The organism is Bacillus gaemokensis (assembly GCF_001590835.1).
GTDB classification, from domain to species: Bacteria; Bacillota; Bacilli; order Bacillales; family Bacillaceae_G; genus Bacillus_A; species Bacillus_A gaemokensis.
The window spans coordinates 231,179-246,364 of record NZ_LTAQ01000023.1; the positions used below are offsets into that span (position 1 = coordinate 231,179).

Below are 15,186 nucleotides of genomic sequence, written 5' to 3' on the forward strand. Positions count from 1 at the left end.
ACTGTTCAATGACAGATTATGATGCAATTCCAAACAATTTATGTATGAACCTAACTTCATTTTGGGCAGACTTCACCTGTGGGTGAAGTCTGCCCTTTTTTCATCATATGCATGGTTTCATCCCCACTCAATATAGAAGTGTCTGTTTCATATGACTTGAATCTTAACATAGAACGCACACGTTTCTTAATGAAACGGTGATCCTGTTCCACTATATTATTGAGATATTTAACTTGCCTTATTGGGGTACAGTCGAGATACGTGTAAAAATAGGTCATAGGATTACTTTTATTTCCAAACATGACCTATTGAGCTTATAGAGGGATTGTTTCTTCTATTGGGTGAGGTTTTTTTGTAAATCAATTACATAATCCTCAAAACGTTTTATATGTCTAGTCATATAGGGACTTAGCGTTTCTAAATCTTGGCGTGAAAAGCGATAACCTTCTTTTTTTAGTTGCCATAAAATCATAGTGATATCTACTACATTTTGAAAAATTACGGAATTTGTATTTAATATGTTTTTCTTGCTCAATTATCTAAGGCCATTAAAATGCTAAAAACCCCTCCTTTTTGATCGAAAGCAGGGATTTTTTTATTTTAATTAATTGAATTTATTATTAAAACACTACACTACATTGAACAAGAACCATGTCATTTTTTAATAGAGCATAAATAAAAAGGTATAATTTTTTCATCCCCCCGTAACTTTTCACGTAGGAAAATCGTTATATAAAACGAAAGATAATTTTATAGATTATTAAAGTGAATGGGGGAAAACTATGAAAGTCCTTATATTAGGAGGTACTCGTTTTTTAGGAAGAGCTTTGGTGGAGGAAGCATTGAAAAGAGGACATGAAATCACCTTATTTAATCGTGGTACGAATAAAGAGGTATTCCCTGAAGTAGAGCAGTTAATCAGTAATCGAGACATTGATGTATCACTTTTAGAAGGTCGAAAATGGGATGTTGTCATGGATACATGTGGATTTGCTCCTCATCAAATCAAAAAAATCGCAGCTGTACTGGGAGATAACATCGAACATTATACTTATATTTCAAGCATCTCTGTTTATAAAGATTGGATCCCATTTCATATTAAGGAAGACTATCCTTTACAGTCTATGCCACCTAATGAAAAATTAAAAGAGATTGAGGCGGGAAAAATTTCTCCTTACGAATATTATGGTGCGTTAAAAGTGTTATGTGAAACAGAAGCGGAGAAGCATTGGCCAGGGCGTGTTTTGCATATAAGAGCAGGGCTTCTTGTTGGACCATTTGACTATTCAGATCGACTCCCGTACTGGGTTCAACGTGTAGCACAAGGCGGAACAGTATTGGTGCCGGGACGTTCGGATCGTCCTGTTCAACTGGTTGACGTGAAAGATATAGCAACTTGGGCGTTCGATATGGCAGAAAACAGAAAAGTCGGTACGTTTAATGTAACAGGACCGAATGATGAATTGACGATAGAAGAATTATTAAATACCTGTAAAGCAATCACAAACAGCGATGCCGAATTTGTGTGGGCGGAAGAACAATTTCTACTTGAGCATAAAGTACAGCCATGGACGGAGATGCCTTTATGGATTCCTGAAAAATTCCCGCTAGAAGGAGAGAAAGAACCGTGGAAAGGTAGTTTTTTTATTAGTATAGAAAAAGCTGTTAATGCTGGTCTTTTATTCAGGCCTATTGAAGATACAATTCATGATGTATACCATTGGGAGAAAGGAAGAGTGGATACGAAAAAGAAGGCAGGGATAACACGAGAAAGAGAACAGGAATTGCTAGAGGATTGGTTTCAAAAAGAGACATTGTGATGAGGAGATCGTTGAGCTTCTCGAATAGAGGGGAAATCATGATTTTCAACAATCCATTGTGATGCACAATAACATTTAGGGTGAAAAGGTTTTGTTAGTATAGATTTAAGTGGAGTTAAGTAGTTTACATTAAAAATTATATAAGTTTAGCATAGCCCCGTTTGAAAAGTGAACGGGGTTATAGGTGTTTTTGTTCTAAAATCAAATGATTTTATTGTTAATTTTAAAAAATGGTTATTTTCTAAATATACTCTTGAATAAAGTGTTTATTTTTGTTAATTTTATCCTATTGATAGAACACATATAATGAAAGGTTATTTAGAAGTGTGTGTAATTGTCAATTTTGAAAGGTTGAAGTAGTTATGTTGGTTACACTAAGTGGATCTTTTAGGCATCGTTTGCAAATAAAATATTCTAGCAGTTCAATCTCAAATCATATGAAGGTGGTAGACAACAATGGATCTTACATTCAAATCAGAGAAAACTTGCTTCAACTATCGAGTCGGCGCAATATGTAAACATAATAATAAAATGTTAATGATTCAAAATGAAGGGGAAGATTTCTGGTATATACCAGGCGGACGCGTGCAGATGTTAGAGAGCAGCGAGTCGGCGGTGAAGAGAGAGCTTAGAGAAGAACTAGGAGTAAATGTTGATGTGAAAAGACTGCTTTGGACGGCTGAAAATTTCTTTACATATGATACGCATCAATTCCATGAAATTAGTTTTTATTATGAAGTGAACTTGCTTGAGCTGCCTACAAAGGGAGAAGATTCTTTCATTCTTGAAGAAGAAGGTAGAAGGTATATCTTTCAATGGGTGCCATTAGAGCAAATAAGTGAATACAACTTAAAACCGGATTTTCTAAAGGATAAAGTGAATGATTTGCCTGTTCATATTGAACATATTGTTAGGAATGAATAAAAAGAGATAGGAAGACGGGAATTGGGACTTTACTTATAACTAATTTCTAATTCATATGAGATTAAGGTAATAGGGAGATTGTGGGAAATATACCGAGGTAAGCATAAGTTTACGAATTCTGTATTTAAAATGGTATTCCTAAATATGGAATAATAGTATGATAGAAGAGAAGCACAAGAAAAATGGGGGGACCACTATGATTACATTGCAGCAGAAGTTGGAGCAGTACACACGTATATATGCACAGTTAAAAGGAGAACTAAGATGGAAAACCGGTGATTCTCGGACAGGGATGATGATTGCCGCTATGTATGCAGGTAGCGATAAACCGTTTCATCTTGGACGTTTTTTAGAAATTAGTAGTTATATTAAAGAGCAGGTAGGGATGCTTTCATACTTAAAGTCCTATCATCGCTTTGTGGTTGCAGCAACATTAGATATTCACTTTACACATTACAAAGAAGCGTTTCAGAAGTTTCTAGACTTATATGAACGATTGGTCGCTGGTGGCTTTAGCCGGAGTATATTCACTTATCTGGCAGCAGCTGCGCTTTTACCAGAAAACAATGGACATCATGACACACGCATTCAGCGGTCGCTGCAAGTATATAAACGCATGAAAGAGGATCATTTCTTTCTTACAAGCACAAATGATTACCCGCTCGCTGTTTTGCTAGCAGGACAACCAGAGAAAGTAGAGACACTTATGGATCGAGTGGAACGTCTCTATCAGAAGCTGGCGGCAGCAGGTATGCGTAAAGGGAATGATCTTCAATTTTTAAGTCATATACTTTCTTTAAAGAAGGATATTAGTGAAGATATTTTAGTAGCACGCTATATAAACATATGGAACTTACTGAAGCAAGAAAAGGTAAAAGTGAAGCAGATGCATTATCCGGCTATCGGGCTACTAGCCTTGCTTGAGGATGGAGAGAAAGAGATTCATTCTGTTCTGGCATTCATTGAGAAATTGCAGGGGGATAAGTTATTCCGCTGGCATACGGATGTAAATATTCTGATTGCGATCCAACTATTCGTAAGTCAGAAAGGTACGGAAAGTCAAACTGCCAACACAGGCTTACAAACAATGATAGAGGTCCTTATACAGGCGCAGCAGGCAGCTATGATAGCAACAATTACCGCTTCCTCTGCAGCAGCTTCTGCCAGCAGTAGTTCATAACGTGCAATTTGCTGTGTGAATGCAAGCTGCCTATAAAGCTCCTGAAAAATATGAAGCATATATTGGTATTGGGCAGATGAGTGATACAGTAGAAAGCGAGATTGACAGTTTGAACTACGTTATTAATCAGGCTCAAAATGATGGTAATACAGATGATGTTTTATATTTACAAGGATTAACTGAAAAAATCAAAAATGGCGATACGTATACCCCACGAAATTATGTTATGAAATATGGTGGGACTTCAAGACTTATTGATAACCCCGATGATAATAACATAGGTATGTTATTCAGTAGTGAGTATAACTTATTAGATGTAATCCGTTATAACTATGGGTTATCCTATTCTCAAAAGATTTTGTTAGAGAAAGATTTAAAAAACCCATTACCTATTATAGTAACAAAACTTAAATTACCGTGCTATTTTATCATGGGTAAATATGACTATAATACTTCATCTAATGCAGCAAAAAAATATTTTGATATGATTGAAGCCAATAAAAAAGAATTTATTGCTTTTGAGCAATCAGCTCATTATCCACAATTCGAAGAGAAGGAAAAATTCAACAAATGGATGTACGATACATTTATAAAATAAAAATAAATAAATAGGATGAAGAAAATTAAACAACTATTTCTTGAACACCGTTCCATTTCCGAACGGTATTATGTGTGCTTAGAGTAATAAGATTAAACAATTTTATTGTATGTGAACATCTGCTGACAATCGACTTTTTCAACAACGTAAAAGGTGCTGCCCATAAGTCGGTGAAACCAACTTATGGGCAGCACTCTTTTGCATATAAAAAAATCGCCTTGTCCTGTTTATGTTAAGTTAATAAGCACGAAGTACATGCAATAAATAATCTTTTCGATTTAATGGGTTGTAATCAACTCGTTTTCGGATAGGAAAATTCGAATCAAGTTTGTCATACCCACAAGGTCTAGAGATAAAGACACCTTCGCCTTCAGTAAAAGAATGTAGTATGCGTTTAAAATTCTCCGTTTTGGCCATCGGTAATGTTCCTGTTAGAGAAAAGAAATCATTATGCAATACAGGTTCTGTAAAAGTAGCATGCATTGCCGATAATTTATACATTACTGTGCTAACTGAATTTGCTGGAACTGTTAATTCAAATTCATTTACTGGTTCATATACAGTTGTTCCAGCTTGCTTTAGAGCATCCATTAATACAAGAGGTGTTAGTTTTCTAAAATCACCAGCTGTAGTTACAGGACTTGCATAGCCAGTATGTGTTAGAGTCACTACAATATCAGTGACTTCCCATCCATATAAACCTTGTTTTAATGTTTGGGATACAGTATCTTCAATCGCTTTATGAAACGCTAAAGGCAATGAGCCTAGTTCGACTTCTAAGTTATAAGTGATACCAGATTTTGGTGCACCAGGTTCAATTTGAAAGCCAATTGTTGCATAGAAAGGGTTATTCTTTTCTCCCATTATTTCTACTGCATTGCCGACTCCAATTGGTTTTTCGATACATACAATTCTTGTATCGGAAAAGGAGACAACTAAATCATATTTTTCTTTTAAAATTGTTTCAATTACTTCTTTTTGAACTTCACCAAAAAGTCGAATATAAATTTCATGATGAATATCATCTTTCAGTACTTTTATAAGTGGATCTTCTTCAGATAGCTCCATAAGAGCCTGATATAAGTCATGATTTTTCTCTTTAGGCAGTGCTTCAATTGCAGCTTCCAGTTGAGGCTCTGCAAAAAAGTGAATATCTTTCATCTTATATGACCATTCACCTATAACATCACCAATTTTGATATCGCTAAGTCCCCATACTTTACAAAATTCTCCCGTACTAGCAGTAGGGGATTGAATAGCACTTCCATTATGAAATATATGGAGTTTTTTAATCTTTTCTTTGTGTGAAAAGATTTTTAAATTACTTTGTTTTCGATAGATATCAACATATTTTCTGACGTGTAAACAGCCAGAGAATATTCGTATATAAGCAATTTTTTCCCCAGAAGGTTCTCTTTCGATTTTAAAAACGACTCCGGATAAAGGGGTGTTTACATCATTGTTACAATCATTTTGAGGAATCATTACTGAAATGCTTTCAAGTAACTCATTGATTCCTATCCCTGTCATTGCTGAACCGAAAAAGATTGGATATACATTTGAATGCTGAATTTGATACAATAGTTCTTCTTTTAAAGTTGTTTCGGTTAGTATTTCACCGTTTACATAGGATTCAAGTAAAGATTCATTATAGGGTGCTAGAAGCTCAATACATTCATCATATAATGCTTCATTTGCATTAAAACGTAAATCGTTTTGAACAATACATGCATACTTTGTTCCTTCGTCTTTCACCGTACACAAAGGAAGCACTTGTTTTGAAAGTGTTTCTTTTATATGCTGAATAACCTTAGTTGTTTGAGCACCAGTGCGATCAATTTTATTTACAAATAGTATCGTTGGAATACGCAGTTTCTGCAGAGTTCTCATCAAAATTTTGGTCTGTGCTTGAATACCTTCAACTGCAGATATAACTAAAACGGCTCCATCTAGAACGCGAAAAGATCGTTCTACTTCTGCAATAAAATCAGCATGGCCTGGTGTATCAATTACATTTACTTTTAGGTTATTTATAAAAAATGAAACGACAGAAGCTTTAATTGTAATACCACGTTTTCTTTCTAATTCCAGTGAGTCTGTCTGCGTACTGCCTTTATCTACTTGGCCAATTTCCTGAATGACATTTGTCTCGTAGAGAATACGTTCAGTCAAACTCGTCTTTCCAGCGTCTACATGCGCTACAATCCCTATATTTATTGTTTTCATGTATTAAAATCCTCATTTCGTTTTTCATGTTCATTTCCTCATTTCTTTTATTAGTAAATTGCCGCATTAAAATCACTCTCCAGTCTTTTATAATATTTTTATTATAGGATAATTCTCATAATTTGTAACGTGATGAAACACCTAATTTTGGAAAGTTAACAGTAGGGAATACTAGAGATTACATAAGAAAAAACAAAATGATTGCATTTTAAATTATTATCCGGTATATTAATTGACATATCAATTATTGATGTATCAATTAACATGCGAGGTTCTCAGTAAAGGAGGGGTTATTTGACAAATTCATGCTCAAAGGAAGCAGTTATTTTATATAAGTTACACTTCCTCAATAAAGAAGTAAGTTCGAAGTTTGAAGGGTGTACGGGTATTAGTCAATCAAGGTTAGAACTGTTACACCAGCTATATCAAGTAGAAGAAATGAGTCAAAAAGCACTTCAAAAAGAAGTGAATATTGATAATGCGGCGATTACGCGGCACTTAAAGCAACTTGAAGCAAGTGGAATGATTACAAGACGTAAAAACCCAGAGGATAACAGGGTAACGCTTGTTAGTCTAACAAAAGAGGGCCGAAATAAAATTCATGCCTTTCAAGAGGAAAAAGAGCGGTTTGCAGCTTCTGCGCTAAAAGATTTTAGTGAAGAAGAGCGAGATAACCTTTTAAATATGCTAAATCGCATTCAAGAAAATATAAAGTGAAAAAAGGGAGATTACATCTATGAATAACTTACAAACAACAAATGATTTTACAGAAATTATTACAGGACGTCGTTCCATTCGTAAATATGACCCAACTGTGAAAATTAGTAAAGAAGAAATGACAGAAATTCTTACAGAGGCAACACTGGCACCGTCTTCCGTTAATATGCAACCATGGCGTTTTCTTATTATTGATAGTGAGGAAGGAAAAGCAACACTTGCGCCTCTTGCTAAATTCAATCAACTCCAAGTAGAAACATCAGCAGCAATGATCGCTGTATTTGGTGATTTACAAAACTTTGATAATGCCGAAGAGATTTATGGGAAAGCAGTCGAACTTGGCTATATGCCAGCTGAGGTGAAAGAAGATCAAATGGGGAAACTGTCAGCATATTTCTCGACAGTTCCACCAGAAGTGATGAAGGATATCGTTTTAGTTGATGGTGGTCTTGCGTCTATGCAACTGATGCTGACAGCTCGCGCTCATGGATATGATACATGTCCAATTGGTGGTTTTGAGAAAGACAAAATTGCAGAAGCTTTCGGTTTAGATAAAGATCGTTATGTACCAGTTATGTTAATTTCAATAGGAAAAGCAGCTGATAGTGGATACAAGTCAGTACGTTTACCGATTGACAAAATTGCCCAGTGGAAGTAATCTTAGAAAGTCATAATGACTCTATGATCCGTTCTGTTGGTTTTTCTTCATAGATATAAGCTGAAAATGAGAGGGGAAAGAACCATGATTATTATCCATGCAGTATTTCAAGTAGCTCCAGCAAAACAACAAGCATTTTTAGAGGAGATTCAGCCGCTAATTAATGGTTCAAGAGAAGAAAAGGGAAATGTATCATATGATTTGTATAAGGATACTGAAAAAGAAAATGTCTATACAATGGTAGAAGTTTGGCAAGGTGCAGAAGCAGTTGCTAGCCATAATGCGAGTGAACATTTTACTTCTTTCGTTGAGAAAGCAAATCAGTTTTTAACTGCCCCACTAGATATTAAAGTTTTTGATGGGCAACCGGTAAATAGTAAATAAGGATTTTTTACTATAATAAATAAACCCTCGATTACTCCGGAAGGAAGTTGCCGAGGGTTTGTTTTATTTCTTCTTTTTTAACGTCTTTTGATAGGCGTAAAGTTTATTTACTTCTTCTTTAAATTGCCGGAAGAGTGCTGTATCTTCATGATCAGCATATCGTACGGCATTGTACGTTTCTATAATTGTATTGAATTGAATAGAGACACCTTCTTCTTTTCGAATCCGCTCCATCCATGCATCAACGGTCTCACCGCGCATTCTGTTTAAAGGTGGTTTTAAATTTTTTTCTAGTTTGAAAATCTCTTTTCGAATTGCATTTTTGGGTGGACGTGTTATTCGGTTTTGTTTTTGTAAAATACCTTCCTCTGCAATAATCGGGCTAGGGTTATAGAAAGTGATATTTCCTAAATGAAAGAATTTCCTTTTTTTGTAAAGTTTCCAAATCACAAATGCAGCAACGATTCCAATTAAAGCAACAGTAACGGATTGAGCGACAAAGGGATCATAGTCTTTCCCAGGTGGTGGGGGAGGCTTACTTGGTACACCTATCTTATCTATCACATCTGTAACATTACTTGCATTTGTGATAGATAATAAAAATTCAATAGAATAGCCAAAGCCAAGTGATATCCAGTATACAAGGTACGAGAGTACGATACGTATATACGGAATCAACGGGAAAAACAGGAGGCTAGCTGTTCCGATTGCTGTGATGGATAAAAAACGAACCAATTTTTGACCCTTATTATAACTTGTAATCCAAAGTGAGAGTAGAATAAATAAAGCGAATAACCCTAGTACCCATATAGAAGGTAACTTCATAAAATGAAGAAAAAAGGAAACAATGAACCATAAAAAGGCACCTTGCATTTTATGATAGGGTGTCATATCATCTCTTACATGTACGATAAAAAAGAAAAATGGAAGTAAGATAGAGCTAACGATGGAAAAAATAGAAAATGTGTAGCAAAGTATAACTTGTAGAATGAATAGCATAATTAAAGCTGTTCGTTTAGTAACTTTTATTTTATTGATGAGAATGATGCAAATAAAACTAATGGTTAGAAAGAGTAGGATGTGAACAATTTTCTCCTGCTCTGTTAACATGCAAAGAAGTAGTAGGAGAAGAAAGTCATTAACGTAATGGAGCCATGGTTTCAAGTTGTTCCACCATCCCTTCATCAGTGATGAGATAAGTTTTTTGCCCCATATTTGGTAATTCTGCTTTTTTTACGCCAATAAAAAATAGGATTGAAGAACGTTCTTTTTTTCTATTCAAATAGTGCAAGAAATTTTCACGGGGAAGCAATGTACTATCATCTGAAATTCGGGCAAGCTCTTCTAACGCTTTTGCATATTGTACGTGTCCGTCATTTAAGGCGAGATGTAAAGGACCTTCTTCTGTAAATATACTAACAAATAATTCAAAAGGAATATGTTTCTCCGTTGCAAATCGACATAAATACGTTGTATAAGAAATAAGATCTTCGATATTTTCTCGCCAGCCAAACCCACGGTCTGCTCCTAAGCAAAGAGATATTGTCCAGCTGTAATTTTTTATTGCTTCATATTGTTTTGCTTGTAAATTTTGCATTTTAGCGGATGCTTTCCAATGAATGCTTCGAAAGGATTCTCTTTCATATTGTTTTATACCTACAATAGAGGATTCATCATGAAAATAAGAAAAGTTTGTTTTATAAGTACCTATTGCTAATTGATGAATTTCTTGTAAACTTGCAAGACGTTTCAAAGTAGGGTAGACAATAATCTCAGTCTTTAATTTATCTATAGTAGGTAGATGAACTTGAATAATATGAAATGGATCACCTAATATACATTCAAACTGTTCAATTTTAAAAACACCACGTTTTGTAGCAGTAAATGATAGTTCCCATTGTTGCCCTGATTTTGCAGGTTGTGAAAAGCGAAAAGAAAATAAAGTTTTAGATATTTGCTCAACACCAGTAGTTGTATGTGGCACTAAGGTTGGATTGATATGTAAAAAACAGGTTCCATTTACTAAAGGAAGTTTTGCTTTGTTTTGTAAGTGAATCGATAAAGTCCCCGTTTCATTAGGGAATAAGCGTGTTGTTTGTTTTTTATTGATAATCCGAAAGTTTGTATCTATGTATGCGGTATAGCGATAAATAAAATAAGCAAATAAATAGTAAAACAAGAATGGAATAACTAAAAATGAATTCGTTACATAAAAGGCTAGAAATAGAGCTACTGGGATTGTTAATTTAATAATATGGTGTTGAAAAAATAATGGAACGGTTACAATTCGTGTGTAATTCATGATTGCTCAATCTCCACGGGAACGTCCACTTCAGTTAAAATATTTTCAATTACTTTTTGTTTTGTTGTGCGCAAAGCACCCTCCATTGATAAAATCAGACGATGTTTCCATACGTAAGGAAGCAAGAATTGTATATCTTCAGGTGTACAGTATTCACGATCATGTAAAAAGGCTAATGCTTGTATTGCTCTGACTAAAGTAAGTGTTGCACGTGGACTAACACCATTAGCAATATGATCATGGTTTCGTGTAGCATTGGCAAGCTGAATGATATAGTATTCTAGCGGTTCGGATACATGTACTTCTTTTACCTTTTGTTGTACTTGTAAAATATCTTCTAAGGAGATAACAGAACGAACGTTATCTAAAGGTTTGTTATTCCGGAAACGGCGCATCATTTTTAGTTCATCCTCTGGAGAAGGATAGCCAATTGAAATAGTCATTAAAAAACGATCCAGCTGTGCATCTGGAAGAGGGAAAGTCCCTTGGGATTCAATTGGATTTTGCGTCGCAATGACAAAAAAAGGTTTCGGAAGAAGGGTGGACTTTTTTTCGAGCGTTACTTGTCGCTCTTCCATGGCTTCTAATAAACTAGATTGTGTTCTAGGCATGGCGCGATTTATTTCATCAGCTAATAATATATTCGTCATGACTGGCCCAAATCTTAATTCAAATTCACTTGTTTTTGGATTGAAATATTCAATTCCTGTTACGTCACTCGGCAGTACATCGGGTGTGAATTGAACACGAGAAAACTCGCCACCAATACTCTTCGCAATTGTTTTAGCAAGTAATGTTTTCCCTGTTCCAGGTACATCCTCAAGTAGTACATGACCATCTGCAAGCAATGAAACAAGAAGTAAATCAATCACATTTTCCTTGCCGACAAAAACAGAACCTATATTTTCTTTTAATTTATTTATCATATGTATCATCCCTTCAATAGTAGAAACTAATATTTCTATATTTTAACAAATTATTCAGAAAATTTACATAGAATTTATTCAAAGAAGGCAATATTGGGATGTTTTCATTCAGTGTTCCTGGTACATTTCTTTTTGAGATCTTATCATGTGGTTTAACTCAACTATAAAATTAAACTGAAGATTGTTTCATTTCTAGTAAAAGAATCGTTTTACTTTCTGTTTTTTCATTTTGAATAGTTTACTAATAAAAAGTTTATTTCCATAGCATAAATGACAGGATAATAGCCTGTCATTTATGCTACTTCTCTTCGCAATTACTATACCAGGAATGTATTCAATTTTCTTAGGGTCTTCAGCAGCTAAAATGCCAATTTTGATAAAAAGTACGATGGGGTTTGTTGGCTGTATGTATGTTTATATGGTTGTAAGATTACTTTGGAAAATCAAGAAGTTGAGAAAAGAGATTTTGTAATCAAGAAAAGCATTGAAGTTAGAAAAAAGTTGCTTGAAAAACAAGCAACTTTTTTCATTAGAAAGATTGATTTTGCGCAGGTTTAATAAATTGTTCTGGATTCTCAACAAGTCCACATACAGCACATTGCACCCTGTATGTAGGGCCTTGATATGCCATATGAAAAGCATTCATTGTTTCGTTTGTATATTCTTCTTCAATTTGTCCGGTTTGTGGATTTAGTTTTACTGGTTTTACTTGTTGCTCAAGAATATTAAAGCGAGAGCGATTAGTTTTACAACTTGGGCAAAGCATTGGTTCCATATGTATACACCTCCATTTGTAGCATCTCTTTAACGCAGAAAATTTATGCAAAGATAATAAGTTACGATATAAAATTCATTTTAATTATACAATTTCTGTGAAAATTTTCTCAACACGAATAGGAAAATATTGCGCTTTAAAGTGTTTAAAATTCAGAAAAAATAAAATATAATCAATGTATGAACTGGTTATGTCCAAACCAATCTCCTGTTTTATGCCAATATGTTTGAGACCGAGAAATCGGTCTTATTTTTTTTGTTATTTATAATTGAAATGGAAACAAGGTTTTCTTTGCTTCTTGTCGAATTTTTAGAAGGGGGTTTGAAAGGAGAATGAGAATGAATTTTAAAATGAAATACGTCATTTTATATGTAGAGCAGTTTGAAGAATGTCTTCGATTTTATAAAGATATTTTATGCTTACCAATAAAAGGTGAACATGGTACATACATTGAATTTGATACTGGTGCAACTATTTTAGCGATGAATAGTAGAGAGGATGTACGAGAGTTAACAGGATTATCAATTCCAAAAGGTGCATCAGAATCCTCTAATTTTGAGCTTGGATTTGTTGTCGAGAATGTTAACGAAACAATTTTGAGATTAAGAGAACAAGGTGTAAAGGTGTTAGTCGAACCAATAACGAAACCATGGGGACAAACGATTGCTTATGTGTCTGATCCAGATGGTAATTACATAGAAATTTGCAGCTCATTAGAGTAGAGGGAGAAACGAGGATGGGGTTTCCTAATTTAGAAACAGAGCGTTTAGTACTACGAGAACTCACATTATTGGATGCAGAAGCAATGTTTCGTTATTTTGAAAAGGAGTCAGTCATCCGCTATTTTGGTATGGACTCTTTTCAAGATATGGAACAAGTGAAACATACGATTCAAACTTTTAGAAAAAGGTATGAAGAGGGTAATGTTTTACGCTGGGGGATAGAGTTAAAAGGAACAAATCAATTAATCGGTACATGTGGATTTCATTTAATGAATCAAAATCATAAGCGAGCTGAAATTGGTTATGAACTAGATGATACATATTGGGGAAAAGGGTATGCATCAGAGGCGTTACAAAAGATCCTTACATATGGATTTGAAACACTAGAACTAATAAGAATCGCAGCAGTTGTTTATACAGAAAATGAAGCTTCGCATAAATTATTAAAAAAGGCTAGGTTTAAAGAAGAAGGATTACTTCGAAAATATATGATTCAAAATGGTGTTGCTCACGATACTGTAATATATTCATTGCTAGAAGAAGAATGGCAAAAGTAATGGGTTTGAATGAATTAATAAAAATTATTGCTGGCAATACAAGTAATCGGTTTATTTTAGGGATAGATGGTTTAAGTCGTTCAGGGAAAACAACGCTGGTAAAGCAGTTAAAAGGCGCATGAATAATTTTTTCATGCGTCTTTTTGTATTTTAAATAACTTATTGGAAACGATTAAAAATTCTATAAATATAGAAGGGAAAATTTGATGTTTGTAGAATTTTAAAAATAACCAAATAAGGGGGGATAAGATGGAAGTATTGAATTTGACCAGTAGAAAAAGGGAGACATATGACGTTCAAATCAAGTATTCATTACTTTTTGAATGTGCGCTTGGGATTGCGGCGATTACTCATAAAAGACTTATTGATACGTTAGAGAAATCTCAAAGTGAGTGGGAAGAGATTAGACAATCATTATCAGTGGAAATGCTGGAACATTTACATTTTGTAGAGAAGCATAATACGTGGAAAGCGTTGTTACAACTATTATATCAAGAAGATTTTACGGATTTACCTGAGTTTATTCAGTATGTAAATGCAATATCAGAAGAGGATTTAAAATGTGTATGTCTTCCGTTTGTAGGGTATAAATATCAAGAAACAAGAAAGAAGGCAGCGATTGGAGAACAGGAAGCCATGCAGGAATTAAAAGAGATAACGAGTAATAATCGATTTTATCCCGCTTATATTGATTTCATATGTAAAGCGGACGTGAAGCTACTCAAAGAGCACCTTATTGCTGTTATGACCGGATGGTATGAAGTTGTGATTGAACCCGCAGCAGACAAACTGTTATGTATATTACAACAAGACTATGAAACAAAATGTAAAATGAACGAAAAGATGCAGGCCGAAGAATTTGTGGAATGGGCGACAGGTGGCGTTACATATTTACCAGAACCAAGTGTACATCAGGTTCTTCTTATCCCGCAATATACGTATCGTCCTTGGAATATTGAAGCAGATATTGAGGATACAAAAGTATTTCATTATCCAATTGCGAATGAAAGCATAAACTCGGAAGACCCATATCAGCCAAACTACTTTTTAGTTCATAAGCATAAGGCATTGGGTGATGAAGCAAGATTACGCATTGTAAAATTATTGTTCGAAAAAGATCGTACATTGCAGGAGATAACGGAACAATTAAAAATTGGAAAATCGACAATTCATCATCATTTGAAGATTCTTAGGTCAGCGAAATTAGTCGATATTCAGGATTCTAAATATGTTTTGAAAAAGAAAGCAGTAGAGACTATATCGAAAGAGTTGGAACTTTATTTAAATCGTTGAGTATGAAATTGTATTTGTACATCCAAGGGTAAAAGATAAAATGATTTTACCTTTATAGAACATGCACAGTAGGAGGGAAAATAAAAAAGAAAAGTTGGTGCGAA

At 34.5% G+C, this 15,186-nt stretch carries 14 protein-coding genes and 4 pseudogenes; 11 read left to right on the forward strand and 7 right to left on the reverse strand.

Annotation, left to right across the window (positions count from 1 at the left end):
• Positions 1–16 precede the first annotated feature (16 nt).
• Together AZF08_RS28955 and AZF08_RS32210 are read right to left on the reverse strand one after the other, a co-directional pair.
• A pseudogene (locus AZF08_RS28955) lies at positions 17–242 on the reverse strand (DDE-type integrase/transposase/recombinase); the annotation flags it as partial.
• A gap of 72 nt (positions 243–314) precedes the next feature.
• Positions 315–529 (reverse strand): annotated as a pseudogene (locus tag AZF08_RS32210) (Tn3 family transposase); the annotation flags it as partial.
• Between the two features lie 253 nt (positions 530–782).
• Here AZF08_RS32210 and AZF08_RS18090 point away from each other — a divergent pair.
• The 4 genes and pseudogenes from AZF08_RS18090 to AZF08_RS18105 all read left to right on the forward strand — a co-directional run.
• On the forward strand, positions 783–1,820 hold the full coding sequence (locus tag AZF08_RS18090) for an SDR family oxidoreductase (RefSeq protein ID WP_033677932.1): 1,038 nt from the start codon (positions 783–785) through the stop codon (positions 1,818–1,820).
• A 456-nt stretch (positions 1,821–2,276) separates the two neighbouring features.
• The gene (locus AZF08_RS18095) at positions 2,277–2,744 is read left to right on the forward strand and encodes an NUDIX hydrolase (RefSeq protein WP_033677933.1); all 468 of its coding nucleotides are present in this window, start codon (positions 2,277–2,279) and stop codon (positions 2,742–2,744) included.
• 196 nt (positions 2,745–2,940) lie between these two features.
• The gene (locus AZF08_RS18100; RefSeq protein WP_033677934.1) at positions 2,941–3,924 is read left to right on the forward strand and encodes a DUF4003 domain-containing protein; all 984 of its coding nucleotides are present in this window, start codon (positions 2,941–2,943) and stop codon (positions 3,922–3,924) included.
• A gap of 19 nt (positions 3,925–3,943) precedes the next feature.
• Positions 3,944–4,522, forward strand: a pseudogene (locus AZF08_RS18105) (alpha/beta hydrolase); the annotation flags it as partial.
• A 237-nt stretch (positions 4,523–4,759) separates the two neighbouring features.
• On the opposite strand, the gene tet reads toward AZF08_RS18105, so the two are convergent.
• Positions 4,760–6,748, reverse strand: a complete 1,989-nt coding sequence (gene tet / locus AZF08_RS18110; RefSeq protein WP_033677936.1) for a tetracycline resistance ribosomal protection protein — start codon at positions 6,746–6,748, stop codon at positions 4,760–4,762.
• A 294-nt stretch (positions 6,749–7,042) separates the two neighbouring features.
• Between tet and AZF08_RS18115 the strand changes: the two genes are divergently transcribed.
• The 3 genes from AZF08_RS18115 (at position 7,043) to AZF08_RS18125 (ending at position 8,507) form a co-directional block, all read left to right on the forward strand.
• The gene (locus AZF08_RS18115) at positions 7,043–7,465 is read left to right on the forward strand and encodes a MarR family winged helix-turn-helix transcriptional regulator (protein ID WP_033677938.1); all 423 of its coding nucleotides are present in this window, start codon (positions 7,043–7,045) and stop codon (positions 7,463–7,465) included.
• Positions 7,466–7,484: 19 nt separating this feature from the next.
• Complete coding sequence (locus tag AZF08_RS18120; protein ID WP_033677940.1) at positions 7,485–8,123, forward strand: nitroreductase family protein; 639 nt, start codon at positions 7,485–7,487, stop codon at positions 8,121–8,123.
• An 84-nt stretch (positions 8,124–8,207) separates the two neighbouring features.
• On the forward strand, positions 8,208–8,507 hold the full coding sequence (locus tag AZF08_RS18125; RefSeq protein WP_033677941.1) for a putative quinol monooxygenase: 300 nt from the start codon (positions 8,208–8,210) through the stop codon (positions 8,505–8,507).
• A 63-nt stretch (positions 8,508–8,570) separates the two neighbouring features.
• Here the strand turns inward: AZF08_RS18125 and AZF08_RS18130 are convergent, their stop codons facing one another.
• The 4 genes from AZF08_RS18130 to AZF08_RS18145 all read right to left on the reverse strand — a co-directional run bounded on the left by AZF08_RS18130 (position 8,571) and on the right by AZF08_RS18145 (position 12,510).
• Entirely contained in the window at positions 8,571–9,671 is a 1,101-nt protein-coding gene (locus AZF08_RS18130) for a DUF4018 domain-containing protein (RefSeq protein ID WP_033677942.1), read from the reverse strand.
• Positions 9,646–10,809 (reverse strand): DUF58 domain-containing protein, encoded by a 1,164-nt coding sequence (locus AZF08_RS18135; RefSeq protein ID WP_033677944.1) that lies wholly within the window; start codon positions 10,807–10,809, stop codon positions 9,646–9,648. The genes AZF08_RS18130 and AZF08_RS18135 overlap by 26 nt, the downstream gene beginning before the upstream one ends.
• On the reverse strand, positions 10,806–11,735 hold the full coding sequence (locus AZF08_RS18140; protein WP_033677946.1) for an AAA family ATPase: 930 nt from the start codon (positions 11,733–11,735) through the stop codon (positions 10,806–10,808). The genes AZF08_RS18135 and AZF08_RS18140 overlap by 4 nt, the downstream gene beginning before the upstream one ends.
• Positions 11,736–12,264: 529 nt before the next feature.
• Positions 12,265–12,510, reverse strand: coding sequence for a hypothetical protein (locus AZF08_RS18145; RefSeq protein WP_033677948.1), 246 nt, complete (start codon positions 12,508–12,510; stop codon positions 12,265–12,267).
• 338 nt (positions 12,511–12,848) lie between these two features.
• Between AZF08_RS18145 and AZF08_RS18150 the strand changes: the two genes are divergently transcribed.
• From AZF08_RS18150 to AZF08_RS18160, 4 genes and pseudogenes are all read left to right on the forward strand, one after another.
• Positions 12,849–13,232 (forward strand): VOC family protein, encoded by a 384-nt coding sequence (locus AZF08_RS18150; protein WP_033677950.1) that lies wholly within the window; start codon positions 12,849–12,851, stop codon positions 13,230–13,232.
• A gap of 14 nt (positions 13,233–13,246) precedes the next feature.
• Positions 13,247–13,789 carry a GNAT family N-acetyltransferase gene (locus AZF08_RS18155; RefSeq protein WP_033677953.1) on the forward strand — a complete coding sequence of 181 codons (543 nt, stop codon included), beginning with the start codon at positions 13,247–13,249 and terminating at the stop codon, positions 13,787–13,789.
• A pseudogene (locus tag AZF08_RS31820) lies at positions 13,789–13,902 on the forward strand (kinase); the annotation flags it as partial. The gene AZF08_RS18155 and the pseudogene AZF08_RS31820, both read left to right, overlap by 1 nt.
• A 136-nt stretch (positions 13,903–14,038) precedes the next feature.
• Positions 14,039–15,082 (forward strand): ArsR/SmtB family transcription factor, encoded by a 1,044-nt coding sequence (locus AZF08_RS18160; RefSeq protein ID WP_033677956.1) that lies wholly within the window; start codon positions 14,039–14,041, stop codon positions 15,080–15,082.
• The last annotated feature ends 104 nt before the right edge of the window (positions 15,083–15,186 follow it).